Below are 23649 nucleotides of genomic sequence, written 5' to 3' on the forward strand. Positions count from 1 at the left end.
GGTCACAACGCCCGTCGGGGAAGGCCGACTGCGTCACACATCACATCTATGACAGATGCATTAACTTCGTCTTCAAGCCGGCTGAACAGGCGCACCTGTTCCACAGCCTGGTAGAGCAACATCTCAAGGCCGGGCACCACCGCACCGCCGCCGGCCTGCCACACCGCGGCGATCAGGCTGGGCCAGGGATCATAGGCCACGTCCAGCAAAACGCCGGGTGTGGGGGTCTTCAGGGCGGCGATTTCGCCGGCCAGTCCGTCCGCTGCGCGCGGCGGGAGCGTTGAAATGACGACGTCGGCAGCGGCCGTGGGTGCAGCGGCCTCCGTTATGGGCCGCACATCCAAAGCGAAGCCGAGGCTGTCCGCTGCGTTACGGACATCGGCGGTGCGTGCGGGGTCGCGCACGAAGATACGCCCCGAATCAGCCCCGAGTTCCTTCAGTGCCGCGACGGCGGCCGCCGCCGTTCCGCCCCCGCCGAGGACAACGGGCGCCGCCGGCGTGCGGGCACCTGCGTGGCGGACCGCATTGACGATGCCGGCCACATCGGTGTTGGAACCGATGGTCCGGAAGCCCCTGCCGTGTTCCTCGAAGGACACCGTGTTCACCACGCCCAGGGTCCGGGCCACGCCGCGGACCTCATCCACTTCGCCCACCATGGCCGATTTCAACGGCATGGTGACGGACAGTCCGCGCCAGCCCGGCTGGACCCGGACCTGGCGCATCAGCGAGGGCAACAGGTCCTCGGTGACGTCAATGGCCGTGTAGCTGATTCCGATGCCCAGCATGTTGTACGCCGCATGATGCAGCGCCGGCGACCTGGAGTGGCTGATCGGGTGGCCGAGGACGGCTGCCCGGAGGCTCATGTGCAGCGGCCGACGTTTGCCGTGCACCAGGCGTTGTACTGCTCAACGTAGCCGTTGTGTTCCGCAAGGGTACGGGAGAACTTCGTCTCCTTGGTGTCAAGGTTGATGGTCACCCAGTACAGGTAATCATTGGCCTTCGGCCTGGCGGCAGCATCGATGGCCGTCTTGCCAGGCGAACCGATGGGTCCCGGGGGCAGGCCCGGATTCGCGTACGTGTTGTACGGGTTCGACTTGTCGTGGCGCTGCTCGTCCGTGAAGTTGAAGCTCTTGGTGCCCAGGCCGTAGGTCACGGCGGAGTCCACCTGCAGGAACCCGCCGGTCTGGTCGTTGGGCTTCAGCCGGTTGTAGATGGCACCGGCCACATCGCCATACTCCGCCTGGCCGCCCTCGGCCTGGACGATGCTGGCGACGATCACGGCTTCGTACTGCTTGGCCGGATCGGTGATGCCCTGTGAGACGAGCTCGTCAACGGTGGTTTTCACCAGCGACTGAAGGATGTCCTTGGCGGAGGTCCCGAGCGGGTACCGGTGCTCCCCCGGTGCCAGGAACCCTTCGAGGTTCTTGGCCGTGGCGGGCAGGCCGAACTGGGCCGGCTGGTCGCTGAGGGCCTTCAGGTCCTGAATGGAGACCCCCGATCCTTCCGAGATGGCCTGCAGGGACTCGCCGATGCGGAGGCCGGCACTGAGGGCAAAGTAGATGACCTTGGTTTTGTCCTTGCCGAGCAGCACGTTCACGGCGTCGCTGTTCTTCATCCCGGCCTTGAACGTGTAGTCGCCCGGAGCCAGGACCCCGCCTGAGGCCGTGAACGCCGCCAGGAAGGTATCGGCGTTGGCCACCACGCGCTGGTTTTCCAGCGTGCTGGCCACCGAACGCGTGCCTTCGCCGTTCTCGACTGTCACCACTACCTCGCCCGATCCGGGGCCGGGGAAATCGTTCGGTTTATCGTTGCCCAGCAGGGGCTTGAGGAACTGTGCACCGACGGCGACTGCGGTAACAAACACGGCAAGCGTCAGGAACAGGGCCAGCAGCCGGCGCCGCCGCCGCACTTTTTTGGACGGCTTCGCCACTACGGCTGCGGCTGCCGGGCCGGGCAGGAACGTGTGGTGCGCGTCGTCGGGGTGCACGTCGTCATAGTGCGCATCGTCGTAGTGCCCCTGGTCATAATGCCCCTCTTGGTGGAGGCTTCCGTTGTAGTGCTCGACGTCGTACTGGTGCTCAGCGTAGCGAGCGTCGTCGTCGTGCATGTCTGCTGCCTGCTGCTGCCCGGTCGGGGCCGGGGCATGGGAACCGTGGACGTCGTTGCGGTGGACAACGTCGTTGACCGCTGTGGCGGGCGGATCCGAAGCGTGGACGGTGTCGTGGACCGCTGTGGCGGGAGCTTCCTCATCCTGCGCATAGCGGTGTTCGACGGCGGCGTCCCCGGTCTGCGCGGAAGCGTGTCTCTCGGGGACATCCTGCGCCTCGTGAGGGGCGTCCTGGATGGACGGCGGCGCTGCAGGAGCCGCCGGTACCGGCGGGTCTTCAGGCACCGGAGGGGCGGGCGTCGCCGCCACCGCCGGGGGGTCAGCAGGCACGGGCTGCGTATCGTGCCCCGTTTCATAGGCCTGCTCGGGCACAGTGCCCTGGAGCCCGGTATGGGTCTTCTCCCGTGCCCGGAGTTCCTTGCGGGTCAACGGCCTGGCCGCCCCCGCTTCCAACGGGCCGGAAGGGTCGTCAATGTTGGCAGGACTCACTGTTGCCTTCCATTATCTGAAGATCGGTCCGTGACCTCCGGGGCGACGCGGACAGACTCGTCCACCTCGTTGATCCGGGGATCCACGGAAGGGGAGGGCGCGGTGACGCGTCGGCCCACGTCCGCTCCCCTGGCTTTCTGCATGTCGAGGGCGTGCTGAAGGATGCCTGCCGCCGCGACCTGATCAACCACTTTACGGTGATCCCTGCTGCTCATGCCAGCTTCGTGCAGGTTCCGGTGCGCCGTCACACTGCTCAGCCGCTCATCCACCAGGTTCACGGGGACGGCCAGTGCCCGGGCCGCAAACTCCTCCGCCAGCAGGCCGGCGTAGTCCATGGCCATCCTCGCCGAGGCGTGCTCCTCACCCTTCATGGTGCGGGGCAGGCCAACGATGACCTGCACCGCATCGAGCTCCTGCACCAGGTTGGCGATCACCCGGATATCGGAGTTCTTCTTCGGGTTCCGGTCCAGGGTCTTGTACGGTGTGGCCAGGATCGAGTCACGGTCGCAAATGGCCACCCCCACCCGGACGGTGCCGACGTCGATCCCCAGTTTTACGCCCTGGGGAAAGCCGACGGCGGCTGTTGGATTGGTCATAAGAGCTTTATCGCCTCGCGATAGCATCCGCGACGGCTGCCAGTGCCGGGCCGACCTTGCCGGCGTCGGTTCCGCCGCCCTGGGCGACGTCGTCCTTGCCTCCACCGCCGCCGCCGAGGATGCCTGCGGCGAGGCGGACCAGGGCACCGGCTTTAACGCCCGCTTCCCGGGCAGCCTCGTTCGTTGCTACCAGGATCATCGGGCGGTCGTTGGCAACACCGGCCACAGCCACGGTGGCCGCAGCTGAGCCCAGGCGGTTCCGCAGGTCAAGCGCGAGCCCGCGGAGGTCATCGGCGCCGCTGACCTGGCCGGCGTCGTGCGCAAGGACACTCACTCCCGCGGCATCCCTGGCGTTATTGACCAGCTGCGCGGCCGAGGCTGCCAGCTGTTCCTTGCGGAGGCGGTCCAGCTCCTTCTCCGTGGCCTTGAGCTTGGCCAGCGTGGCGGCGATCCTGTCGGCCAGCTGACCGGACGGGACCTTGAGCATGTCCGTCAGTTCCGTAACCAGGGCGCGCTCGGCGGCAAGGTGGCGGAAAGCGTCCATGCCCACGAAGGCTTCCACGCGGCGGTTTCCGGAGCCAACGGACTGTTCGCCCAGCAGCGAAAGGCTGCCGATCAGCGAGGTGTTTGCCACATGCGTTCCGCCGCACAGCTCGCGGGACCACGCGCCGTCGATCTCCACAACGCGCACCTCGCTGCCATAGTTCTCGCCGAACAGCGCCATGGCGCCCAGGGCCTTGGCCTCAGCCAGTCCCATGACCTTGGTTTCCACGGAGTAGTTGTTCCGGATGGCAAGGTTGGAAACTTCTTCGATCTCCGAGCGGGTGGCGGTGCTCAGGCCTTCACCCCACGCGAAGTCGAAGCGCAGGTAGCCGGCCTTGTTGAACGAGCCGCGCTGGGTGGCTTCGGGCCCGAGGATCTGGTGCAGCGCCGCATGCACGATGTGCGTGCCGGTGTGCGCCTGTTCGGCGGCGTGGCGGCGTTCGCGGTCGACGGCGGCGCGCACCAGGGAGTCGGCGCCGATCTCACCCTCGCGGACGATGGCCTTGTGCACACTCAGGCCCTTCAGCGGGCGCTGGACGTCAAGGACTTCGACGACGAAACCTTCGCCGGTGATCAGGCCGGTATCGGCGGCCTGGCCGCCTGCCTCCGCGTAGAAGGGGGTCTCGGCGAGGACCAGCTCAATCTCGTCACCCGTGGCAGCCTGCTGTACTGGGCGTCCTCCGGTGAGGATGCCGCGGACGCGCGATTCGCCGTCGAGCTCCGTGTAGCCGGTGAAGATCGTCTCGCCGTGGGCGAGCAGTTCCTGGAATGCGCTGAGGTCGGCGTGGCCGCCCTTCTTGCCCTTGGCGTCGGCCTGGGCGCGCTGGCGCTGCTCCTGCATCAGGCTGCGGAAGGCAGGTTCGTCCACCTTGAGGCCGGCTTCCTCGGCCATTTCCAGGGTGAGGTCAATCGGGAACCCGTAGGTGTCGTGCAGTGCGAAGGCGTCGGCGCCGGACAGCGGCTTGTTGGCGGCTTTGGATTCCTTGACGGCGTCCTCGAGGCGTGCCGTCCCGGAGGCGATGGTGCGCAGGAACGCCTTCTCCTCGGCGTAGGCGATCCGGCTGATCCGGGCGAAGTCGGTCTCGACCACCGGGTAGACGCCCTTCATGGCGTCCCGGGAGGCCGGCAGCAGTTCTGGCAGGCAGGCCTGCTCGACGCCGAGAAGGCGCATGGACCGCACTGCACGGCGGATGAGCCGGCGCAGGACGTAGCCGCGGCCTTCGTTGGATGGGGTTACGCCGTCGGAAATCAGCATCAGGGCCGAGCGGACGTGGTCGGCCACCACGCGCATGCGGACGTCGTCGGTGTGGTGGGGGTCGTCGTCGGACTCTGCGGAGGTGTATTCCCTGCCGGAGAGCTCGGCGGCCTTGTCGATGACGGGACGGACCTGGTCCGTCTCGTACATGTTTTCGACGCCCTGCAGGATCATGGCCAGGCGCTCCATGCCCAGGCCGGTATCGATGTTGCGCTTGGGCAGCTCACCCACAACATCGAAGTCTTCCTTCGACCGGACGTTCTCGATCTGGTACTGCATAAACACCAGGTTCCAGATTTCGATGTATCGGGTTTCGTCTGCCAGCGGGCCGCCCTCAACGCCGTAGGCGGGACCGCGGTCATAGTAGATCTCCGAGCAGGGGCCGGCGGGCCCGGGCTGGCCGGTGTGCCAGTAGTTGTCAGACTTGCCCATTTTCTGGATGCGTTCGGCGGGGACACCGGTGTTCTTCAGCCAGAGTTCCTTGGCTTCCTCGTCCTCTTCGTAGACCGTCACCCACAGCAGCTCCGGCGCAAGGCCGTAACCGCCGTCGTCAACGCTCGTGGTGAGCAGCTCCCACGCAAACTTGATGGCGTCTTCCTTGAAGTAGTCGCCAAACGAAAAGTTGCCGCACATCTGGAAGAAGGTGCCGTGCCGGGCGGTCTTGCCCACTTCCTCGATATCGCCGGTGCGGATGCATTTCTGCACGCTGGTGGCGCGGGAGTAGGGCGGTTCCTCACGGGCGGTGAGGTAGGGGATGAACGGCACCATACCGGCCACCGTGAACAGCAGCGAGGGGTCGCTGGAGACCAGCGAAGCGGAGGGAACCGCGGTGTGGCCCTTGCTGACAAAAAAGTCCACCCAGCGCTTAGTGATCTCCTGCGACTTCATGAGCTGTTTACTTACCCTTCTTGGTCCACGCGCGGCGCGGAAGTTCGTTCGCTTGGCAGTTCCGTAGCCACGGTTGCTGCCGGTTGGTTCTGACGTGCTGCGGCGAGGCCGCTGGCAGGTTTGCTGCCCGGGTCAGCGGCGGGCCAGCTCTCCGGAGTCCACACCGAGGGCCGCGCGAAGATCTGTTTCCCGTTCGCGCATGCCGTCGCGGATGGCGTCGGCAAAGTCGTAGATCCCGTCGGTGAGCCGGCCCACTGCCCGGTTGAGGCCTTCCGGGCCGAGCGTGGACTGCATGTTGGCCTGGGCTTCAGTGACTTTGCGGAACGCGATGACACCTATGGCCACGCCGATTCCCATCCAAACAATTCGTTTCATTTTATGTTCTCCGGGATTCAGCGGCTGCGGCGGCCGGCAGCGGGTTTCTTGCGGTTGGCCAGTGCGGTGCGCACGCCGTAGCTGAACGCTGCCACCTTGATCAGCGGCGAGCCCACGGTGGCGGCAACCAGGGAAGACAAGGCGGACAGGTTGGCTGAGGCGTCCGAGACGTTGGACGAGATGCCGTCCACCTTCTTCAGCTGCTGGTTGGTGGTGGAGACGGTGGCGGTGACCTCGTCCATCAGGGGCGTGGCGCCGTCGCTCAGTGACCGGATGGACGTACGCACCTCATCCAGGACCCTGCCGAGCTTCAGGATGGGCACTGCCAGCAGCAGCACCAGGAGCGCGAACACTCCAGCAGCGATCAGGCCGGCAATATCGCCACCAGACATAGACGTTTCATCTCCTCGAATTCCGTGGTTCATGCCATCGGCGGATGCTTCCAAAAAGCGCGGTTCCGCAGATGTCCCCCAAGTACCTTACATACAAAGAAGCCCGCGGCGCTTGCCACGGGCTTCTTTGGATACGCTGCTGGGATTTAGCGTGCGTAGAATTCGACGACGAGCTGCTCTTCGCAGGTCACCGGGATCTCGGAGCGCTTGGGGCGGCGGACCAGGCGTGCCTGGAGGGCTTCCAGCTTGACGTCCAGGTAAGCCGGAACGGCGGGCAGGACGTCGCGGTGGGCGCCTGCTGCTGCAACCTGGAGCGGAACCATGGTCTCGCTGCGGCTGTGGACGTGGACCAGCTGGCCCTCGCCGACGCGGAACGACGGGCGGTCAACGCGGATACCGTCAACCAGGATGTGGCGGTGCACAACCAGCTGGCGGGCCTGGGCGATGGTGCGGGCGAAGCCGGCACGCAGGACCAGGGCGTCGAGACGCATTTCAAGCAGTTCGATGAGGTTTTCACCGGTCAGGCCCTTGGTGCGGCGGGCCTCTTCGAAGGCACGGGTCATCTGTGCTTCGCGGATGCCGTACTGGGCGCGCAGGCGCTGCTTTTCGCGCAGACGTACGGCGTAGTCGGAGTCCTGCTTCTTGCGGGCACGGCCATGCTCACCGGGGCCGTACGGGCGGCGCTCCATGTACTTGGCGGCCTTGGGGGTCAGAGCGATGCCGAGGGACCGCGAGAGGCGGGCCTGACGGCGAGCACGAGTGTTGTTAGCCACTTGTGTCCTTCCAATATCTGCGGTGTGTCAGTGTTACTGGCCTCCACGATGGAGAGCATCGGCCAACCGCTGCCTTTTGCTACTGGGCACAGGGCATAACCTTCTCAACGTAAAATTGGGGAGATTGTGCGCCGGGCCTTGCCAGACAAACATCTATCCTACCATGGCGGTCACTTGCCCCGGACGATCTTCCTTAGCCGCTCGAGCCTGACCGCGATGTCCCGTTCCGCCCCGTTGGCGGTGGGCTGGTAGTAGTCCTTGCCCACCAGGTCATCCGGCGGGTATTGCTGGGTGGCCACTCCGTGCGGGGCATCATGGGCGTACTTGTAGCCCAGACCGTGGCCCAGCTGCTTGGACCCCGGGTAGTGCGAGTCCCTCAGGTGTGCCGGGATGCCGTTTCCCAGGCCTGCCCGGACATCGGCGATCGCCTTGTTGATGCCCATATAGGCGGCGTTGGATTTCGGCGCGGTGGCCAGGTGGACCACGGCCTCGGCCAGGATGATGCGGCCTTCCGGCATCCCGATCAGCTGCACCGCCTGGGCTGCGGCGACGGCGGTCTGCAGGGCGGTGGGATCGGCCATCCCCACGTCCTCGGCAGCAGAGATCACGATCCGGCGGGCGACGAAACGCGGGTCCTCCCCCGCTTCCAGCATGCGGGCAAGGTAGTGCAGGGCGGCGTCGACGTCGGAGCCGCGGATGGACTTGATGAAGGCACTGGCCACGTCATAATGCTGGTCGCCGGCGCGGTCGTAGCGGACCGCAGCCACATCCAGGGCGCGCTCCGTGTGCTTCAGCCCGACTTTCACGAGGCCGTTTCCAGCATCATCCGCATCGCCAAATGCCACGCCGGCCGCCGCCTCCAGCGCCGTAAGGGCCCGCCGGGCATCTCCCCCTGAGAGCCGGACCAGGTGCGCCAGCGCTTCGTCGTCGAGTTCCACTGCGCCGCCGAGGCCGCGGGGGTCCTCTACAGCGCGCTTCAGCAGGCCTTCGATGTCACCGTCCGTCAGTGGCTTCAGGGTCAGCAGCAGGGACCGGGACAGGAGCGGGGACACCACGGAGAAGGACGGGTTCTCGGTGGTGGCGGCCACCAGGACCACCCAACGGTTCTCGACACCGGGCAGCAGGGCGTCCTGCTGCGCTTTGTTGAAGCGGTGGATTTCGTCCAGGAAGAGGACCGTAGTGGTTTTGTACAGGTCGCGGGCGGTGAGGGCGTCATCCATCACGCGCCGGACGTCTTTTACACCGGCGGTGATGGCGGAGAGCTCCACGAATTTCCGCCCCGGTCCCCTGGCAATGACGTGCGCCAGGGTGGTCTTTCCCGTGCCCGGCGGGCCCCAGAGGATCAGCGAACTGGGCCCTGCAGGTCCTGCCGCGTCCGCTCCTGCCGCCAGCTGGCGCAGCGGCGAGCCCTGCCCCAGCAGGTGCTGCTGGCCTACCACCTCGTCAAGGGTGCGCGGACGCATCCGTACGGCCAAGGGGCTGCGGGGCTTGGCTCCCCCGCCGGAACCCGTGCCGGCGGCGGCAACGGAAGAGTCGTCGTCGTCATCATTGCCTGGCCCGTGCCCGAAGAGATCATCCACATAGATAGGCTACTTCCAGTTCACCCGTGGCTTCCGCGCCGAAGCCGCCGCCGTTCAAAGCCGCCGTTCAAAGGATGCCGCCATGACCGAAGCTACTGCCGCCGGGCAGCGCGGGCCCTCCGTCCGCACCGCCTACGTTGCGGGCAGCCGCCTGGCAGGCTGGGCGGAACGGTTCAGTGCGGCGCACGGCGGGTTCCAGGTCAAAGATGACGACGACGGCCTGCGCCTTCTGGCGTCCGACGGCGCCGAAGCGCTCCTTCAGGCCCCGTGGCCCGATGACGGCCGTCCGGGCCGCGGTGCAGACGACCTCGCAAGGCTCGCCTCGCTCGCGTCCCAGCCGCGCAGGCTGGGCCTTCTCCTGGTTCGCCGCGGAGGGTACGGCTTGGCGGTGGTGAGCGAGGGACTGCCCCTGGCTTCGAAGGTTGGTTCCACATACGTGCAGTCGCGGACGGCAGCCGGCGGCCAGTCGCAGCAACGCTTCGCCCGCCGCCGTTCGAACCAGGCGGATGCGCTGGTGGAGAGCGTTGCCGGGCAGGCGCTGCGGGTGTTCGGCAGTGAGTCCTTTGAATACCTGGTTCCCGGCGGTGACAGGGCCCTGGCCGGCCTCGTCCTCCAGCACCCGTCCCTTGCCCGCTACGCCGCCCTGCCCCGGTTGGCCTACCTTGACGTCCCGGATCCCAAGGCGGCGGTACTGCGGACGGCTGCCGCAGATGCGTGCGCGGTCCGGGTCCAGGTCTCCGATCCCCGGCCGTAGGTCTACCGGGTCAGCAGCCGTTTACCGCCCGCCGCGGCCGCTGCTGGCGGTAAAGGCAACGGCCCCACTCGCTAAATCCTGCCTGGCTGTACAGCCGCTGCGCACCGTGGTTGGCCGCCGTGGCGAGCAGCCAGAACCTGCCCACGCCGCGCACGTCGCCTTCCGCCATGAGCGCACGCAGTACGGCGGAAGCGTATCCGCGGCGGCGGTGGGACGGGGACGTGGCCATGCAGTAGAGCCCTCCGGTTCCCGCCACCAGGGAGAGGCGCCCCACGGCGGCGGGAACGCCGTCGTTGTCCCGCACGAGGGCGTACAGCGACGGGCACCCGGAGAGAATGGCCCGCGCCGTCTCCAGCTCTGCCGCACCCCCGCGGCCGTCCACGCTCCACCACAGGGCCAGCCAGTCGTCGTCGGGCTGCTCGCGGACTTCAACCGGGAAAGCCTGCTGCAACGGCACCGGGCCCGGCCCGGCGGGCCGGGCCATGATGAGCGTCTCCGACTGGCGGGTGAAGCCGCGCCCGTCCAGGACCTCATTCAGCGCCGCATTGGCCGGCGTGTCCGTCAACTGGAAGATCAAAGGAAGCCGTCGTTCCCGGTACCACTGCGCAGCCCCGCGCAGAGCGTCCTCGGGCTGTTCGGCAGCATTCCGCGGCCACACCGAATTGGCCCGTTGCGTGACACCCGCGGCAGCGCGGAGGACCCAGTCCCCCGTGTCGTGCCGTTCCACTGATGGCCAGGCAGCATCCATCAGCGTTTCGAAGGTGCGGGCCTGTTCGCCCGGGAAGCTGTAAACCACTGGGGCTCCTTTCCGGGAAAAAGCCTGGAGGCCCTCCCTTGCGGGAGAGCCTCCAGGTCGAGCGGGTGAAGTGTTACTTGGCCTCGTCCGGCTTGGCCTGCGGTTTGAAGTCCACACCGGCTTCCTTGCGCTGCTGGGCCGTGATCGGAGCCGGGGCAGCAGTCAGCGGGTCGTACCCGTTGCCGGTCTTGGGGAACGCAATCACGTCGCGGATGGACTCAACACCGGCGAGCAGTGCCACCACGCGGTCCCAACCGAAGGCGATGCCGCCATGCGGAGGGGCGCCGTACTTGAAGCCCTCCAGCAGGAAGCCGAACTTGGTCTGGGCGTCCTCCCGGTCGAGGCCCATCAGCTCGAAGACCCGTTCCTGGACGTCGCGTTCGTGGATACGGATGGAACCGCCGCCGATTTCGTTGCCGTTGCAGACGATGTCGTAGGCGTACGACAACGCTGATTCCGGGTCCTGGTCGAACGTGTCCAGGAACTCCGGCTTGGGCGACGTGAAGGCGTGGTGGACGGCGGTCCACTTGCCGGCGCCTACCGCGACGTCGCCTGAGGCAACCGCTGCTGCTGCAGGCTCGAACATCGGGGCGTCAACCACCCAGCAGAAGGCCCAGGCGGTGGGGTCGATCAGGCCGGTACGGTGGCCGATTTCCACCCGGGCAGCACCCAGTAGGGCTCGGGCAGCGGTCTTCTCGCCGGCGGCGAAGAAGATGCAGTCGCCGGGCTTTGCACCGACGGCATCCGCCAGGCCTGCGCGCTCCGTCTCGGTCAGGTTTTTGGCAACCGGACCGGCCAGCTCGCCGTCTTCCTTGAAGAGGACGTAGGCAAGGCCCTTGTGGCCGCGCTGCTTGGCGAACTCCTGCCAGCCGTCCAGGGTACGGCGCGGCTGGGAGGCGCCGCCCGGCATGACGACTGCGCCGACATACGGCGCCTTGAACACACCAAAGTTGGTGTCCTTGAAGAATTCGGTCAGTTCGGTGAGCTCCACACCGAAGCGGAGATCGGGCTTGTCCGAACCGTAGCGCGCCATGGCATCCGCGTACGTGATGCGCTGGATCGGCGTGGGGATTTCGACGTCGATCAGCTTCCACAGCGCTTTGACGATGTTTTCGCCGAGCGAAATGATGTCGTCCTGGTCCACGAAGCTCGCTTCAATGTCCAGCTGGGTGAATTCCGGCTGCCGGTCGGCGCGGAAGTCCTCATCGCGGTAGCAGCGCGCGATCTGGTAGTACTTCTCGAAGCCGCCAACCTGCAGGAGCTGCTTGAAAAGCTGCGGGGACTGCGGCAGGGCGTACCAGGAACCCGGGGCGAGGCGGGCCGGGACCACAAAGTCGCGGGCGCCTTCCGGCGTCGAACGGGTCAGCGTGGGGGTTTCCACCTCGACGAAGCCGTCCCGGTGGAGCAGTTCACGCGCCACGCGGTTGGCTTCGGAGCGAAGACGAAGGTTGCGGGCGGGACCGGGGCGGCGCAGGTCCAGGTAGCGGTGCTTCAGGCGTGCTTCCTCGCCCACTTCAACGTGCTCGTCGATCTGGAACGGGAGCGGCTCGGAGGTGTTGAGGATGACCACTTTATCGGCCATGACCTCGATCTCACCGGTAGCCAGGGCAGGGTTCTCGTTTCCCTCGGGCCGCTTTGAGACAGTGCCTGTGATCTGCAGGACGTACTCGTTGCGCAGGCCGTGGAAGACTTCTTCCTCGCGGACCACCACCTGGGCCACGCCGGACGCATCGCGCAGGTCAACGAACGCCACACCACCGTGATCACGACGGCGGCCCACCCAGCCAGCGAGGGTTACGGTCTGTCCAATGTGCTCGGAACGAAGGGATCCGAGGTCATGTGTGCGCAGCACAGCACGCCTTTCTGCGGGGTAACAGCGGGAAGATAACAGCAAAGTTAAATAGGATCGATCAGGGAAGGATCCCGTTCGAGTTTACCCGCTACGCAGGGACAGTCACCGCATGAGCACCCACCCGCAGCTGCAACGCCGGCTTGGCACCTTCGACGCTGCCAGCATTGGCCTTGGCTCCATGCTGGGCGCAGGGGTGTTTGCAGTGTTCGCTCCAGCCGCCGCGCTGGCCGGAAATCTGCTGGTGGTTTCGGTGGTCTTCGCCGGAGCGGTGGCCTATTGCAACGCTGTGGCGTCAGCGGCACTGGCCGCAAAGTTTCCCACCAGCGGCGGCACCTATGTTTACGGCCGCGAGCAACTTGGCGAGTGGCCCGGCTTCCTCGCCGGGTGGGGATTTGTCACCGGAAAAACCGCCTCCTGTGCAGCGATGGCACTGACTTTTGGGAGTTATGTGGCCGGTCCTTTTGCCGTTCCGGTGGCCGTCGCTGCGGTGGTGGCATTGACCGCGGTGAACCTGCTGGGGATCACGCGGACTGCCCTGCTGACCAGGATCCTGCTGTGTGTGGTGCTGGCCACCCTGGTGTTCGTTGCCGTAGCCGCGGTTGCTGGGCCGCACCCTTCGGCGGACGCGGGGCCGGCTGCCGCAGGCGGGCCGGGAGGTGTGCTGCCCGCCGCTGGCCTGCTGTTCTTCGCCTTCGCCGGGTACGCCCGGATCGCCACACTGGGCGAAGAAGTCAAGGACCCTGCCCGCGCCATCCCGCGGGCGATCCTTGCCGCGCTGGCTTCCGCCTTCATCATTTACCTGGCACTCGCGGTGCTGCTCCTCCACCACCTTCCCGGTGGACAGCTTGCGGCCAGTAAGACCCCACTGCTGGAAGCGGTGCTGCGTTCCCAGGTGGCGGCCGGCGCACCGATGGTGCAGGCAGGTGCCGCAGCTGCCTGTCTCGGTGCGCTGCTAGCCCTCATCACGGGTGTTGGCCGGACCACCATGGCGATGGCAAGGGAAGGCGACCTCCCCCGTCCGCTGGCCAGGATCGGCGGCAAGCACACTGTGCCCTACATTGCGGAACTGGTAGTGGCCGCCGTCGTGATCCTCCTCTTACTGACCACCGACGTTATGACTGTAGTGGGCTTCTCCAGCTTCGGCGTGCTGGTGTACTACGCGGTGGCGAACGCCTCCGCGTACACGTTGGACGTACACCCGGGGTACGCGCCGAAGTGGCTCAACGCCGTGGGCTTCCTGGCCTGCCTGGTGCTGGCGTTCACCCTGCCGCCAGGCTCCGTACTGACCATGACGGCGGTCCTTGCCGCCGGCGTGGCGGGCCGCTGGCTGGTGCTGCGCTTCCGTCACTGACACCGATAGTGCGACGGCGCGCTGCCTGGGAAGGCGGGCCGTTTTCTCTTTTCTTAGGTACGACGGCAACCTCATGGTCCGGTTTAGACGGCCGAGGCCACCGGGGCAGTCGACTCCACTTGAACGGTCAAATCCTCTGCGGGCGGGGTCCAGGTTTCGGGGAACGCCACCACCTGTTCGCCGGTGCGGATGTCCTTCACCTGGTGGGTGCCGTCGTCGTCCGTGAACCAGACGAAGGGAATGCCGCGGCGATCGGCGAACTTGATCTGCTTGCCGAATTTGTCAGCTTTGGCCGCCACCTCCGTGGGAATTCCACGGCTGCGCAGCTGTGCCGCGACGTCCTGTGCGGCGCTCCAGCTCTGGTCAGTGGTCAGGGCGACGAGCACGGCGGTGGGGACCGAACGGGAAGCCCTGGCCAGGTCCTGGCTGAGGATGCGCGACACCAGCCGCGTAACCCCAATCGACAGGCCCACTCCGGGGAACTTCCGGTTGCCCTTCGACGCCAAGGCGTCGTAACGGCCGCCGGAACAGATGGAGCCCAACTGCTCGTGGCCCACCAGGACTGTCTCCACGACGGTGCCCGTGTAGTAGTCCAGGCCGCGGGCGATGCTGAGGTCTGCGAGTACCTTGCCCGGAGCCCGCTGGACAGCCGCCGCGATGACCTGTTCCAGCTCGTTAAGGCCTTCGTCGAGCAGTTCATTGCTGACACCAAGGGCGCGCACCTGCTCCACGAAGGACGTGTCCTCCGTACGGATCCCCGCGAGCTGCAGGGCCTTCTGCGCCTGGTCGTCGGTTGCACCGAGCTCGGCCTTCAGCAGCTCGGTGACCTTCGCGGGTCCCACCTTTTCCAGCTTGTCGATGCTCCGGAGGACACCGGCCGTGTCCTCAAGCCCAATGCCGCGGTAGAAGCCTTCGGCGAGTTTGCGGTTGTTCACCCGCAGGCGGAAGTCAGGGATGGGAAGGGCGCTGAGGGCCTCCGCAATAACAAGCGCGATTTCGACGTCGTACCGGAAGGGCAGTTCGCCGTCGCCAACGACGTCAATGTCTGCCTGCGTGAATTCGCGGGCGCGGCCCTCCTGCGGACGTTCGCCGCGCCACACCTTCTGGATTTGGTAGCGGCGGAACGGGAAAGCGAGGTAGCCGGAGTTCTCCACCACATAACGCGCGAACGGAACAGTCAGGTCAAAGTGGAGGGCAAGAGCGTGCGGGTCGGCTTTGCCACCCTTAACCGGGTTCTCGCTCTCGTCCTCCTGAAGCCTGCTGAGGCCGTAGACCTCCTTGTCGATTTCACCCTTGCGCAGCAGCTGTCCCACCGTTTCGACGGCGCGCGTCTCAATGGATGCGAAACCGTGCAGCTCAAAAACACGACGCAGCGTATCCAGCACATGCAGCTCCACCAGCCGTTCCTCGGGAAGCCACTCGGGGAAGCCGGACAGTGAGGCGGTGCGTGCCATGGTGGATTTTCTCCTATTGATAAGGGTGCATGGGACTCACCCGCGGCCCGAAACGGGTTGGGAACGGCGGCAGTCCAGCCAGTCATGCATAAACTATGTGCGGCAGTCAGTTTATGCGTCATCCGCCTGCATCTCTAATGCAGCGGAGCGGCACGGCTCGGCCGTCAGACACCCGCACCGGGCACCGCGCCGAGCAGTGCAGCAGCCCGACCATAAGGAGGACCCTTGCCGGCCAGTTCACGCAGTGCCCGCGAAGCCAAGCGGCGCATCCAGCAGATGGAAGCCAAACGCGGGCTGCGCCGGGACCAGGAGCAGCGGCGCAGGCGCGACAACGCCATTGCCGCGGGCGCCGGAACGGCCGCGGTGGTGCTCGCCGTCGTCCTCCAATTGACTGCTTTCGCAGGCAACCCCACTGAAGAGGAGTTCGCGGCCCTCGAGGCCGGCCTCTCCAGTCCCTCCGCGAGCCCGTCACTGCAGGCAACCAACAGCCCGAACGTCCCTGCTGCGGACACGGCCGCCGGGAAGACCTTCACCGGCGACCTGGTCCTGAACGGAAGCCCGCTTGCCGTGGAACTCGACGGGACCAAAGCCCCCCAGGCAGCCGCCGTCTTCAAGTCGCTCAGCGACGAAGGCTACTTCAACGCCAAAACCTGCCACCGCCTCACCACGGGCGAGACGTTCGGGCTCCTGCAGTGCGGCGCATCCGGACCCAACGGGCAAGGCGATCCCAGCTACACGTGGGGACCCCTCGAAAACACCCCCGCCGACAACACGTATCCGGCAGGAACCATCGCCGTCGCCCGCTCCGGGAACAATGCTTTCGGCAACGGAAAACAGTTCTTTATCGTCTACAAGGACACCGTCATCCCGGCCGACAGCGCTGGCGGCTACACCGTGGTGGGCAGGGTGACATCCGGCCTTGACGTGGTGTCGAATATTGCTGCAGCCGGAATTACCCCGGGCAGCAGCGACACAGACGGCGCACCTGTGGAACCAGTCACGATAGACTCGTTTTCTCTGAAGTAGGAAGCCCGGCCCCGGTGGCTGCGGTGCGAGACCTGAGTATTTTCCTCCAAGCGAAAGACTTTTAGCGGTGACAGACAGTCAGAAATCCGACGAAACAGCAACAGACCTGACCGAAACGGCGGTACCCGCCGAGGAAGTTCCTGTTGCAGCCAGCACCCCGGCAGCGGAAACTACCGTGGAAGAAACCCCGGAAAGCACGGCCGGCGGGAGCGCCTCGCCGGAAAGCAACTCCGAGGCACCGGCTCCGGCTCCCCGCCCGGCCCCCTCCCCGGCCGCTTTTGCTTNGCGTCCGGGATGATGCCCGGCGCGGGAATCGCGCCCAGATGCACCACCGCATCAAATCCGTGATGCCGGTCGTCCACGCCCAGCAGGACGTCCAGCACCTGGCCATAGTTGCGCAGGTCCACCACCACGAGCTGGGGGTTCCGCTCCCCTGCCCGGTCCAGGTTCAGCACCTGGTGCCCGTCATCCACCAGCCGCCGAACAACGTGCCGCCCCAGCTTTCCGCTTCCACCCGTTACTGCAATTCTCACGATCGCTCCTCGCTTTATCCATCACCTCGACATCCCGCGGCCAAGGCCGCAGCGGCCTCTTCATCGGGCTCGCTACAGCCCACCCGGCGGCTTCCGAACCGTTAGAGAGGGGCTACCAGCGGCAGGGCTTCCAGCGTGATGGGGAACCCGTTTCCTGAGGAGTACCCTCATCGACGATACGCACATGCCGCGGCCTGGTCAGCACGTTTTCCTGCCCCTGCTCTTCCTAGGACGCGGAGTCCTACCCTCCCTGAAATCCCGATAATCGAACGTAACCGGCGAAAGAAGCCCCGAGGACGAAGATAACGGTGTGGGTACTGGCTGTCCCCTCGAAGCGTACGCGGCGCATCATGAGTCCTTGGCGACCGCACGGACGACCAGTTGACTGCCGGCAATGATGATGAGGGAGACGACCAGGCCGATAGCCCCCGCGGTCCCCACTGCTTGCAAGCCTCGGGTCGATCCCCAGTCCTCGAAGTATGCGTGTGAGGATGCCGGACTGCGGATGGAGCCTTAATGAACAGGTGCCGGGCCCAGCTCATCAAGCAGTCTCTGCATCGCGACGTACGCCTTGTTCCGGTAGGCGATCAGCGCGGGGGTGCCTTCGGCCGGGACGTTGAGGAACCCGGCGCCCGTCTTGGTGCCGAGCCTTCCGGCATCCACCAGGTCGCTGAGGATCTTCGGGGTGGCGAACCTTTCGGGGAAATCCGTTTGCAGGGACTTGTAGCAGAAGTTGTAGACGTCCAGCCCGGCCATGTCCGCAATGGCGAACGGCCCGAAGAACGGCAGGCGGAAGCCGAAGGTGGTGCGAACCAGGGTGTCTACGTCGTCCGCCGTCACGATTCCCTGCCCCACGAGCTGCGGCGCCTCGTGGAAAAGCGCGTATTGCAGGCGGTTGAGCACAAATCCGGTGACGTCCTTCACCACGGCGGTCTGTTTGCCGGTCGAGTGGACCAGTTGGCGGACGGCGTTCACTGTGGAGGCCGAGGTACCTGCGTGGGGAATGATCTCGACGCCGGGGATGAACGGGGACGGGTTGGAGAAGTGGACGCCGAGGAACCGCTCGCGGTTGGCGACTGGCGCGGACAGTTCGGCGATGGAGATGGTGGAGGTATTGGAACCGATGATGGCGTCCGGCCGGGCCCCTGCGCTGATACGGGCCAGCGTCTGGTGTTTGATGGCGATGACCTCGGGTACGGCCTCCTCAATGAAGTCCGCGTCAGCCACAGCTTCCTCAATGTCCTTGGCGGCCCAGAGGTTCTGCTTCAGGACTTCGGTGGAACCTTCGGGGAACAGGCCGTCGGCGACGAACTGGTCAGACTCAGCGAGCAGGCGGTCGTAGTTACTCTCGGCCACCTCCGCTGACACATCGGCAAGAGCCACCCGTGCTCCCCCAAGGGCAAGGACCTGGGCGATCCCGCCGCCCATGTAGCCGGAACCGACGACGGCGATGCTCCGGGCGCCGTGCGCCTCAACGAGGTTGGGGGTGCTTGCTGTTTCGGTCATGATTGGGTTGCCTTCGCGTAGTCGGGTTCGTAGGAGCAGATGGCGTCTACCTTGGCGGCGGATGCTGAGGTTTCGTCGAAGCGGTAGCCGAGCCATTCGCCCACCAGTTTCTTGGCGAGTTCCAGGCCGATGACGCGCTGGCCCATAGTGAGGACCTGAGCGTTGTTGCTCAGCACGGACCGTTCAACGGAGTACCCGTCGTGTGCGGTGACGGCGCGGATGCCGGGAACCGTGTTCGCCGCGATGGCCACTCCCAGTCCGGTGCCGCAGATCAGCAGGGCGCGGTCGGCCTGGCCGCCCGCCACTTTGCGGGCGGCCTCGACGGCGACGTGCGGGTACGCTGTGGTGTCGCCGGCACCGACGCCCACGTCCAGAACGGACGCAACGAGACTGTCGGCTTCGAGCAGCGCCTTCAGCGCCTCCTTGTATCCGATGCCGGCCTCGTCGTTCCCAATGACGATCCGCCATCCTGACCCTGCAACGGCGCTCATGCCCGGGCCCCCGTTCCGGCGATCAGAGCGGCCGACCCGGGGCAGGACAGGTGCTCGGAAGAATCGAAGTAATCAGAAACCCGGGTCACAATCAGGGCAAAGGACACCGCTCCGGGGTCCGGGTGGCCCAGGCTCTTTTCGGCCAGCGGCCTCGCCCTCCCCTTCAGCGGGCGCAGGGATGCGGTGGCGTCGGCCGCCTGCCGGGCTGCGGTCACGGCGGAGGTCAACGCCCCGGTCACGGGCGCACCGTCCTCGAACGCCGCCAGGAAGGTGTCACGAAAGGGAAGCAGCGCGTCCACCATGGTCTTGTCGCCCACATCAGCCTTGCCCAGGCCGGTGACGGCGTCCACGAACGCGGTCACTGCCGCCGCGGCGTCCCTGCCGCGATAGGCGGCCTTGTTACCGAGGGCCCGCCCGGCCGCGGTCAGGGCGGATTCCCAGAGCGCTCCCGAGGTGCCGCCTGCACGTTCGCTCCACGCCTCGCCCGCCGCGCTGAGGACGCGGTCCACCGAAAGTCCTGTTCCGGCAGCTTCATCGGCCGCTGCCACCGCTGCGTCCACGCCCCGGCGCATGCCGATGCGATGGTCGCCGTCGCCGGCAATGGCGTCCAGCTTGCCCAGTTCATGTTCATGGCGGACCACCGCGTCCCTCGCCTGGGCCATAAAGGCAACCAGCACGGTCGGGATGACAGCACCGAGGGTGACGATTGTGCTGTTCATGAAGTACTTCGCAAAGTCGGCCGCAAGAACCAGCTGGTAATTTTCCAGCGCAGGAGAACTCGGGAGCGCCAGCGGATTCTGGCCGAAGTAGCCTTCCTGGGTCTTCAGGCTGGTGATGACCACGTAATAGACCGGGATGATGATGATGGCGAGCCAGATCCAGCCGCCGAGGCCGGCAGGGAGGTTCAGCCGGCTCATCCGGGAACCGATCCCCCGCTTGGCGGGGACGGAAGTGGCCAGGGAACCGGTAGGAGTTTCCTGGACCGCCGCCGGTCAGGACGAAGATCAGGTCGAAGTACGTCAGCGATCCGACCACCATCAGGGTGGACGAGGTGATGATGGTGTACTTCAGTTGCGGGAGCGTGATGTGGAAGAACTGCTTGATCGTTCCCGCTCCGTCGATCTCTGCGGCTTCGTAAAGCGATTTAGGGATCTGCCGCACGCCACCTTGGTAAATGAGCGTATGGAAAGGCACGAATTGCCAGGCAATTACGAAGATGACCAAGCCCAGTGCCAGATGCGGTACGCCCAGCCAGTCCTGGGCCAGGAACGGCAGTCCCAGGCCGGTGGCCAGCCCGAAGTTCGGGTCCAGCAAGGCTTTGAAGGCAATGGCCACTGCTGCTGATGACAGCAGCAAAGGCAAGAAATACAGCACCGCCAGGGCGGCACGGTAGCGCTGGCTTCCTGCCGTGAAGACTCCCAGGAGGAGGCTGATCGGGGTCTGGACGAGCCAGGAGGCGATCATGATCAGGAAGGTAAGTCCCAGGGCGTTGTACAGGCCCGGGTCCGCAAGCACGGCGCTGCGGTCGCTCCTTAGGCAGGCCCGCGGGGAAGTTCTTGACTCGCATCGCGTGGAACTTGCCACGCACTTGATTGTCCGGGATTCAACCGCTGGCGTCCCCTGAACAGACCAGCGACTCCCACACGCAGAAGGCCACGATGGGCCAGGAGTGACTGCAGGAGGGCGGCTCCCCGGCGCAGCAGTTCGGGCCGCTCCGAGGCCACCGCCTTCACACGGAACAGCACGTCGCGGGCCAGGACTTGAGATTTCCATAATAAGCATGCTTATTATGGAGGCGGTCGGATGGGGATTTGACTGCGAGGGGAATCGTAAAGGGTGGGCTCAGCGAACGGGGCTCACCCTTTTCGTGTCGCCTGCACCGCTGCTACTCGAACAGTTCGACGCGTGGCTGGCCTTGGACCCCACCGCGTTCCATTGCTTCCCTTAGGTCAGGCCTGCCGAAGAACGCCTTGGCGGTGTCCGCATCGGCAAAGTGGTGGATGACGAGGACGTTGTCGGGGTCGTCGACCATCCGGTGTACCGCCTCCTGGGTCACTCCGGCTTCCTTTTGCATGTCGCCCACCGAGTCGTAGACCTTCCGCCATGCGTCGTAGTCGGCGACGCGGTGCAGGATGAGTGCAACAGTCATAGTGCTTCTCCTTTGAAGCGTGCCACGTTGTTCCGTCATGCGCGCTATGCGGCATGCAGCTGATTTGAACGAAGCGGCTCAATCATTTGCGGCGGCCCTGGAGGTGGTCCGCCATTTGCTGTGTTACTCCGGTCAGGGCCTGCGTGTCAACGGGATCGGCGACCCGATCCAAGAACACTCGGGTGGCCCCGCATCACAGCAAAAGGTGTAGGCGAGGGCCCTGCCTGAATGAAACCATCAATCCGCCAACCCGCTCCCCCGGCTGTTGATCCTCGGCGAGCCTGGGGTCCAGGCGCCAGTTTGCAAGGTCCTTCGCGGTCAGGGTGGGGGCTACCAACAGTTCGTCCATGGGCGGACCCTACTAGCCGAAAGTGACGGGTGCTTGTCAATCAGTTGACCGGCAGCGAAACCTGCCGCCGGCGGCACGCTGCCGCTCTCGTCAGCCTCCATGGTGCCGACTCCCGGGCCCTGACAGGATCGCGGACGAGGGCCGGTATGTCCCGGACTGCGACCAAAAAGGCTTGCTGCGGGAGAGGCCAGCCCCGCGCCGGTAGGGATTCGAGTATTACAGTGGATGCATGGCTCCCAGCCGCCATCCGCTCGACGACCTGCGCGAAACCATCGGCCATCTGGCCGATCAGCTCAAGCTGCCCGGCGGTTCGGAGCGCGTCGACGACCTGGTTGGCGATCTCGTCGGTGCGCGGCCCGGGCCGGCCCGGCCGCTGTCCGAGGTGCAGGCCGAACTCGACGCCCTCGTGGGACTGGAGACCGTGAAGGAACAGGTGCGGGCCCTTGTTGCACTGCTCCAGGTTCAGGCCCGCCGTAAGGCTCACGGCCTGCCAGAGGTGGCCACATCACAGCATCTGGTGTTTCTCGGAAACCCGGGCACGGGCAAGACCACCGTGGCGCGGCTCCTGGCCGAGATGTACCGCGCGGTGGGCCTGCTGCAGAAAGGCCACCTGGTCGAGGTCGACCGTTCGGGCCTGGTGGGGCAGTACGTCGGCCAGACCGCCATCAAGACCGACCGGGTGATCCGGCGTGCACTGGACGGTGTCCTGTTCATTGACGAGGCCTATGCGCTGGCCCCGGAGGACGGCCGGATGGACTTCGGCCCCGAGGCGGTCGAGGTCCTGCTCAAGCGGATGGAGGACCACCGCCACCGCCTGGTCGTGATCGTGGCCGGTTACCCCCGGCTGATGGAGTCCTTCCTGCTCTCCAACCCCGGACTGCGCTCCCGGTTCGCCCGCGAGATCACGTTCCCCGACTACTCCGTCGACGCACTTCAGACGATCTTCCACCAGATGCTGGCCCAGCACGAGTACACGCTGGAGCCGGGTGCGGACCAAATGCTGCGCCGCATCCTCACCGGGCTCCACGCCGGCGAGGACTCCGGCAACGCACGGTTCGCCCGCACACTGTTCGAACAGGCACTCAACCGCCAGGCGCTGCGGCTGTCGCTCGACCAGGAACGTAGTCTGGACGACCTCGATCGTGAGGCCGTCATGACCCTCACCGCGGACGACATCGTCGAGGCCGCTTTGGCCTTGGGCGAGGAGCCCGAACCGGAACCGGAACCGGCGCCGGAACCGGACAAGTCACGCTGGTGGCGGTGGCTGCTGGCCTGACCGGGCTGCTGGCCTGATCGGATCCGCGGCCGCTGTCAGGCGAATGCACCTGCCGGTCCCGAGTGGGTAAAAGCATCACGACCCCACTGCGTGCCGCATGAATTCCACCAGCACTAAGAGGGTCTACTTGCAGCCTTCGAGAATGCCGACCATTGCGTCGTGCTCGGCTTGAGTGACCCAGAGGCGGTATTTAGTCTTGACGGCCGTTTGGCGGGCGACGTATTCGCACCGGAAGGCCTTGTTCGGAGGCAGCCACGTCGCGGCATCCTTGTCGCCTTTGGCACCGTTGGTAGGGCCGTCGGCCGCCATAAGATTCAGCGGGTCGTTGGCGAGTTCCTTGCGCTGGTCAGCGTTGAGCTGTTGCGCGCCCTTCTGCCAGGCGTCGCTGAGGGCAACGATGTGGTCGATTTGGACACCGGAGCTGGTGTCCTGGCCACGGACAAAGTGGATGGTTGTACCGGTGTACCTGTCGGCCAGGGTTCCGCTGGCAACTACACAATTGTTGGTTCCGGGCTTGAACGACTCGTCCGTCAAATCCCGGGCGAGGATGTCATTGCGGGTGTCGCAGCCGTTGCGGTCAACGTCAGCCCAGGCAGGTCCGAACTCATCACGGGTGTAACCAGTCTTCGGGGCGCGGCCTTTCACCGGGACACTCTTCAGGTGTTCGAGCGCGTTCATTGCATCTACCGGGGAAGGCGACCCCGCAGCGATGCCGGCGGGAGATTCGATGACCTCGAGGGCGTTGGCGGCGGCGTCACATCCGGCAAGCGATGCGCCCAGAAGGAGGGCGGTGGTGGCTGTCAGGGCTTTGGCGGCGGAGCGGATGATCTTGGTGGTCCTTCGTTTGCAGCGGGTTGTTCCACGCTAGCTTCGCCCGATGCTTGCCGCTGGTAGGCGTGTCCGTGGTGCCCGTCACAGGCCCTTACTCCCCTGATCCTCGCGCATACTCGGCGTCCGGCGTCACCTGCCTGGTTGAGCCTCCGAACCGCAACCCGAAGGGGGCACTCACACTGGCTCAGCGCACCGTAACGTTCCCTGAGGCAGAAATCCACCGGCCCAAGCGTTCTCCAGAACCTTCGCTAGCGCAGGAAGGTCGTTATCGACCGGTCCGTAG

At 65.8% G+C, this 23649-nt stretch carries 20 protein-coding genes and 3 pseudogenes; 5 read left to right on the forward strand and 18 right to left on the reverse strand.

Going from position 1 to position 23649, the window contains the following annotated elements; all coding sequences use genetic code 11:
* Window positions 1-2 precede the first annotated feature (2 nt).
* The 8 genes from BACI348_RS11420 to BACI348_RS11455 all read right to left on the reverse strand — a co-directional run bounded on the left by BACI348_RS11420 (window position 3) and on the right by BACI348_RS11455 (window position 8998).
* Window positions 3-863 carry a shikimate dehydrogenase gene (locus BACI348_RS11420; RefSeq protein ID WP_159825928.1) on the reverse strand — a complete coding sequence of 287 codons (861 nt, stop codon included), beginning with the start codon at window positions 861-863 and terminating at the stop codon, window positions 3-5.
* Complete coding sequence (gene mltG / locus BACI348_RS11425; protein ID WP_159825930.1) at window positions 860-2596, reverse strand: endolytic transglycosylase MltG; 1737 nt, start codon at window positions 2594-2596, stop codon at window positions 860-862. Before mltG ends, BACI348_RS11420 begins: the two co-directional genes overlap by 4 nt.
* The gene (gene ruvX, locus BACI348_RS11430) at window positions 2593-3192 is read right to left on the reverse strand and encodes a Holliday junction resolvase RuvX (protein WP_159825932.1); all 600 of its coding nucleotides are present in this window, start codon (window positions 3190-3192) and stop codon (window positions 2593-2595) included. Before ruvX ends, mltG begins: the two co-directional genes overlap by 4 nt.
* A 7-nt stretch (window positions 3193-3199) precedes the next feature.
* Window positions 3200-5878, reverse strand: coding sequence for an alanine--tRNA ligase (alaS, locus tag BACI348_RS11435; protein ID WP_159825934.1), 2679 nt, complete (start codon window positions 5876-5878; stop codon window positions 3200-3202).
* A gap of 132 nt (window positions 5879-6010) precedes the next feature.
* Complete coding sequence (locus BACI348_RS11440) at window positions 6011-6253, reverse strand: hypothetical protein (RefSeq protein WP_236557532.1); 243 nt, start codon at window positions 6251-6253, stop codon at window positions 6011-6013.
* Between the two features lie 17 nt (window positions 6254-6270).
* Window positions 6271-6645 (reverse strand): DUF948 domain-containing protein, encoded by a 375-nt coding sequence (locus tag BACI348_RS11445; protein ID WP_139029301.1) that lies wholly within the window; start codon window positions 6643-6645, stop codon window positions 6271-6273.
* Between the two features lie 146 nt (window positions 6646-6791).
* Window positions 6792-7418, reverse strand: a complete 627-nt coding sequence (gene rpsD, locus BACI348_RS11450; RefSeq protein WP_015937210.1) for a 30S ribosomal protein S4 — start codon at window positions 7416-7418, stop codon at window positions 6792-6794.
* A gap of 170 nt (window positions 7419-7588) precedes the next feature.
* Window positions 7589-8998: a replication-associated recombination protein A gene (locus BACI348_RS11455; RefSeq protein ID WP_159825936.1), complete on the reverse strand. Its 1410-nt coding sequence runs from the start codon at window positions 8996-8998 to the stop codon at window positions 7589-7591.
* 82 nt (window positions 8999-9080) lie between these two features.
* Here BACI348_RS11455 and BACI348_RS11460 point away from each other — a divergent pair, with 82 nt between their 5' ends.
* The gene (locus BACI348_RS11460) at window positions 9081-9752 is read left to right on the forward strand and encodes an acVLRF1 family peptidyl-tRNA hydrolase (RefSeq protein WP_159825938.1); all 672 of its coding nucleotides are present in this window, start codon (window positions 9081-9083) and stop codon (window positions 9750-9752) included.
* 10 nt (window positions 9753-9762) lie between these two features.
* Here BACI348_RS11460 and BACI348_RS11465 read toward each other — a convergent pair whose 3' ends face one another.
* Window positions 9763-10548: a GNAT family N-acetyltransferase gene (locus BACI348_RS11465; RefSeq protein WP_442858498.1), complete on the reverse strand. Its 786-nt coding sequence runs from the start codon at window positions 10546-10548 to the stop codon at window positions 9763-9765.
* A gap of 73 nt (window positions 10549-10621) precedes the next feature.
* Window positions 10622-12400: an aspartate--tRNA ligase gene (gene aspS / locus BACI348_RS11470; RefSeq protein WP_159825940.1), complete on the reverse strand. Its 1779-nt coding sequence runs from the start codon at window positions 12398-12400 to the stop codon at window positions 10622-10624.
* A 109-nt stretch (window positions 12401-12509) separates the two neighbouring features.
* Here aspS and BACI348_RS11475 point away from each other — a divergent pair, with 109 nt between their 5' ends.
* On the forward strand, window positions 12510-13751 hold the full coding sequence (locus BACI348_RS11475) for an APC family permease (protein WP_159825942.1): 1242 nt from the start codon (window positions 12510-12512) through the stop codon (window positions 13749-13751).
* Between the two features lie 83 nt (window positions 13752-13834).
* On the opposite strand, the gene hisS is transcribed toward BACI348_RS11475, so the two are convergent.
* Window positions 13835-15205 (reverse strand): histidine--tRNA ligase, encoded by a 1371-nt coding sequence (gene hisS, locus BACI348_RS11480; protein WP_159825944.1) that lies wholly within the window; start codon window positions 15203-15205, stop codon window positions 13835-13837.
* A 225-nt stretch (window positions 15206-15430) separates the two neighbouring features.
* Between hisS and BACI348_RS11485 the strand changes: the two genes are divergently transcribed.
* A complete protein-coding gene (locus BACI348_RS11485; RefSeq protein WP_159825946.1) occupies window positions 15431-16231 on the forward strand; it encodes a peptidylprolyl isomerase in 801 nt (266 codons plus the stop codon).
* 285 nt (window positions 16232-16516) lie between these two features.
* On the opposite strand, the pseudogene BACI348_RS11490 reads toward BACI348_RS11485, so the two are convergent.
* From BACI348_RS11490 to BACI348_RS11510, 5 genes and pseudogenes are all read right to left on the reverse strand, one after another.
* Window positions 16517-16764 (reverse strand): annotated as a pseudogene (locus BACI348_RS11490) (NAD-dependent epimerase/dehydratase family protein); the annotation flags it as partial.
* Window positions 16765-17277: 513 nt separating this feature from the next.
* Entirely contained in the window at window positions 17278-18270 is a 993-nt protein-coding gene (locus BACI348_RS11495) for a 3-hydroxyacyl-CoA dehydrogenase family protein (protein WP_159825948.1), read from the reverse strand.
* The gene (locus BACI348_RS11500) at window positions 18267-18761 is read right to left on the reverse strand and encodes a ribose-5-phosphate isomerase (protein WP_159825950.1); all 495 of its coding nucleotides are present in this window, start codon (window positions 18759-18761) and stop codon (window positions 18267-18269) included. The genes BACI348_RS11495 and BACI348_RS11500 overlap by 4 nt, the downstream gene beginning before the upstream one ends.
* On the reverse strand, window positions 18758-19678 hold the full coding sequence (locus tag BACI348_RS11505; RefSeq protein ID WP_159825951.1) for a DAK2 domain-containing protein: 921 nt from the start codon (window positions 19676-19678) through the stop codon (window positions 18758-18760). Before BACI348_RS11505 ends, BACI348_RS11500 begins: the two co-directional genes overlap by 4 nt.
* A gap of 46 nt (window positions 19679-19724) precedes the next feature.
* Window positions 19725-20279, reverse strand: a pseudogene (locus tag BACI348_RS11510) (carbohydrate ABC transporter permease); the annotation flags it as partial.
* Between BACI348_RS11510 and BACI348_RS20690 the strand changes: the two are divergent.
* A pseudogene (locus tag BACI348_RS20690) lies at window positions 20278-20385 on the forward strand (LacI family transcriptional regulator); the annotation flags it as partial. The pseudogenes BACI348_RS11510 and BACI348_RS20690 overlap by 2 nt on opposite strands.
* Before the next feature lie 261 nt (window positions 20386-20646).
* Here the strand turns inward: BACI348_RS20690 and BACI348_RS11515 are convergent.
* Entirely contained in the window at window positions 20647-20910 is a 264-nt protein-coding gene (locus tag BACI348_RS11515) for an antibiotic biosynthesis monooxygenase (RefSeq protein WP_159825952.1), read from the reverse strand.
* A 578-nt stretch (window positions 20911-21488) separates the two neighbouring features.
* Here BACI348_RS11515 and BACI348_RS11520 point away from each other — a divergent pair.
* Entirely contained in the window at window positions 21489-22535 is a 1047-nt protein-coding gene (locus BACI348_RS11520; protein ID WP_159825953.1) for an AAA family ATPase, read from the forward strand.
* Window positions 22536-22658: 123 nt separating this feature from the next.
* Here the strand turns inward: BACI348_RS11520 and BACI348_RS11525 are convergent, their stop codons facing one another.
* Window positions 22659-23213, reverse strand: coding sequence for an HNH endonuclease family protein (locus BACI348_RS11525; RefSeq protein WP_159825954.1), 555 nt, complete (start codon window positions 23211-23213; stop codon window positions 22659-22661).
* Window positions 23214-23649 lie beyond the last annotated feature (436 nt).

The organism is Arthrobacter sp. 9AX (genome assembly GCF_902506095.1).
GTDB lineage: Bacteria > Actinomycetota > Actinomycetes > Actinomycetales > Micrococcaceae > Arthrobacter.

Excerpts from the sequence above, each read along its gene's own strand:
- BACI348_RS11420 (WP_159825928.1), bottom strand. The coding sequence starts at position 863 with ATGAGCCTCCGGGCAGCCGTCCTCGGCCACCCGATCAGCCACTCCAGG.
- ruvX (WP_159825932.1), bottom strand. The coding sequence starts at position 3,192 with ATGACCAATCCAACAGCCGCCGTCGGCTTTCCCCAGGGCGTAAAACTG.
- alaS (WP_159825934.1), bottom strand. The coding sequence starts at position 5,878 with ATGAAGTCGCAGGAGATCACTAAGCGCTGGGTGGACTTTTTTGTCAGC.
- BACI348_RS11440 (WP_236557532.1), bottom strand. The coding sequence starts at position 6,253 with ATGAAACGAATTGTTTGGATGGGAATCGGCGTGGCCATAGGTGTCATC.
- BACI348_RS11445 (WP_139029301.1), bottom strand. The coding sequence starts at position 6,645 with ATGTCTGGTGGCGATATTGCCGGCCTGATCGCTGCTGGAGTGTTCGCG.
- BACI348_RS11460 (WP_159825938.1), top strand. The coding sequence starts at position 9,081 with ATGACCGAAGCTACTGCCGCCGGGCAGCGCGGGCCCTCCGTCCGCACC.
- BACI348_RS11475 (WP_159825942.1), top strand. The coding sequence starts at position 12,510 with ATGAGCACCCACCCGCAGCTGCAACGCCGGCTTGGCACCTTCGACGCT.
- hisS (WP_159825944.1), bottom strand. The coding sequence starts at position 15,205 with ATGGCACGCACCGCCTCACTGTCCGGCTTCCCCGAGTGGCTTCCCGAG.
- BACI348_RS11495 (WP_159825948.1), bottom strand. The coding sequence starts at position 18,270 with ATGACCGAAACAGCAAGCACCCCCAACCTCGTTGAGGCGCACGGCGCC.
- BACI348_RS11500 (WP_159825950.1), bottom strand. The coding sequence starts at position 18,761 with ATGAGCGCCGTTGCAGGGTCAGGATGGCGGATCGTCATTGGGAACGAC.
- BACI348_RS11505 (WP_159825951.1), bottom strand. The coding sequence starts at position 19,678 with ATGAGCCGGCTGAACCTCCCTGCCGGCCTCGGCGGCTGGATCTGGCTC.
- BACI348_RS11515 (WP_159825952.1), bottom strand. The coding sequence starts at position 20,910 with ATGACTGTTGCACTCATCCTGCACCGCGTCGCCGACTACGACGCATGG.
- BACI348_RS11520 (WP_159825953.1), top strand. The coding sequence starts at position 21,489 with ATGGCTCCCAGCCGCCATCCGCTCGACGACCTGCGCGAAACCATCGGC.
- BACI348_RS11525 (WP_159825954.1), bottom strand. The coding sequence starts at position 23,213 with ATGAACGCGCTCGAACACCTGAAGAGTGTCCCGGTGAAAGGCCGCGCC.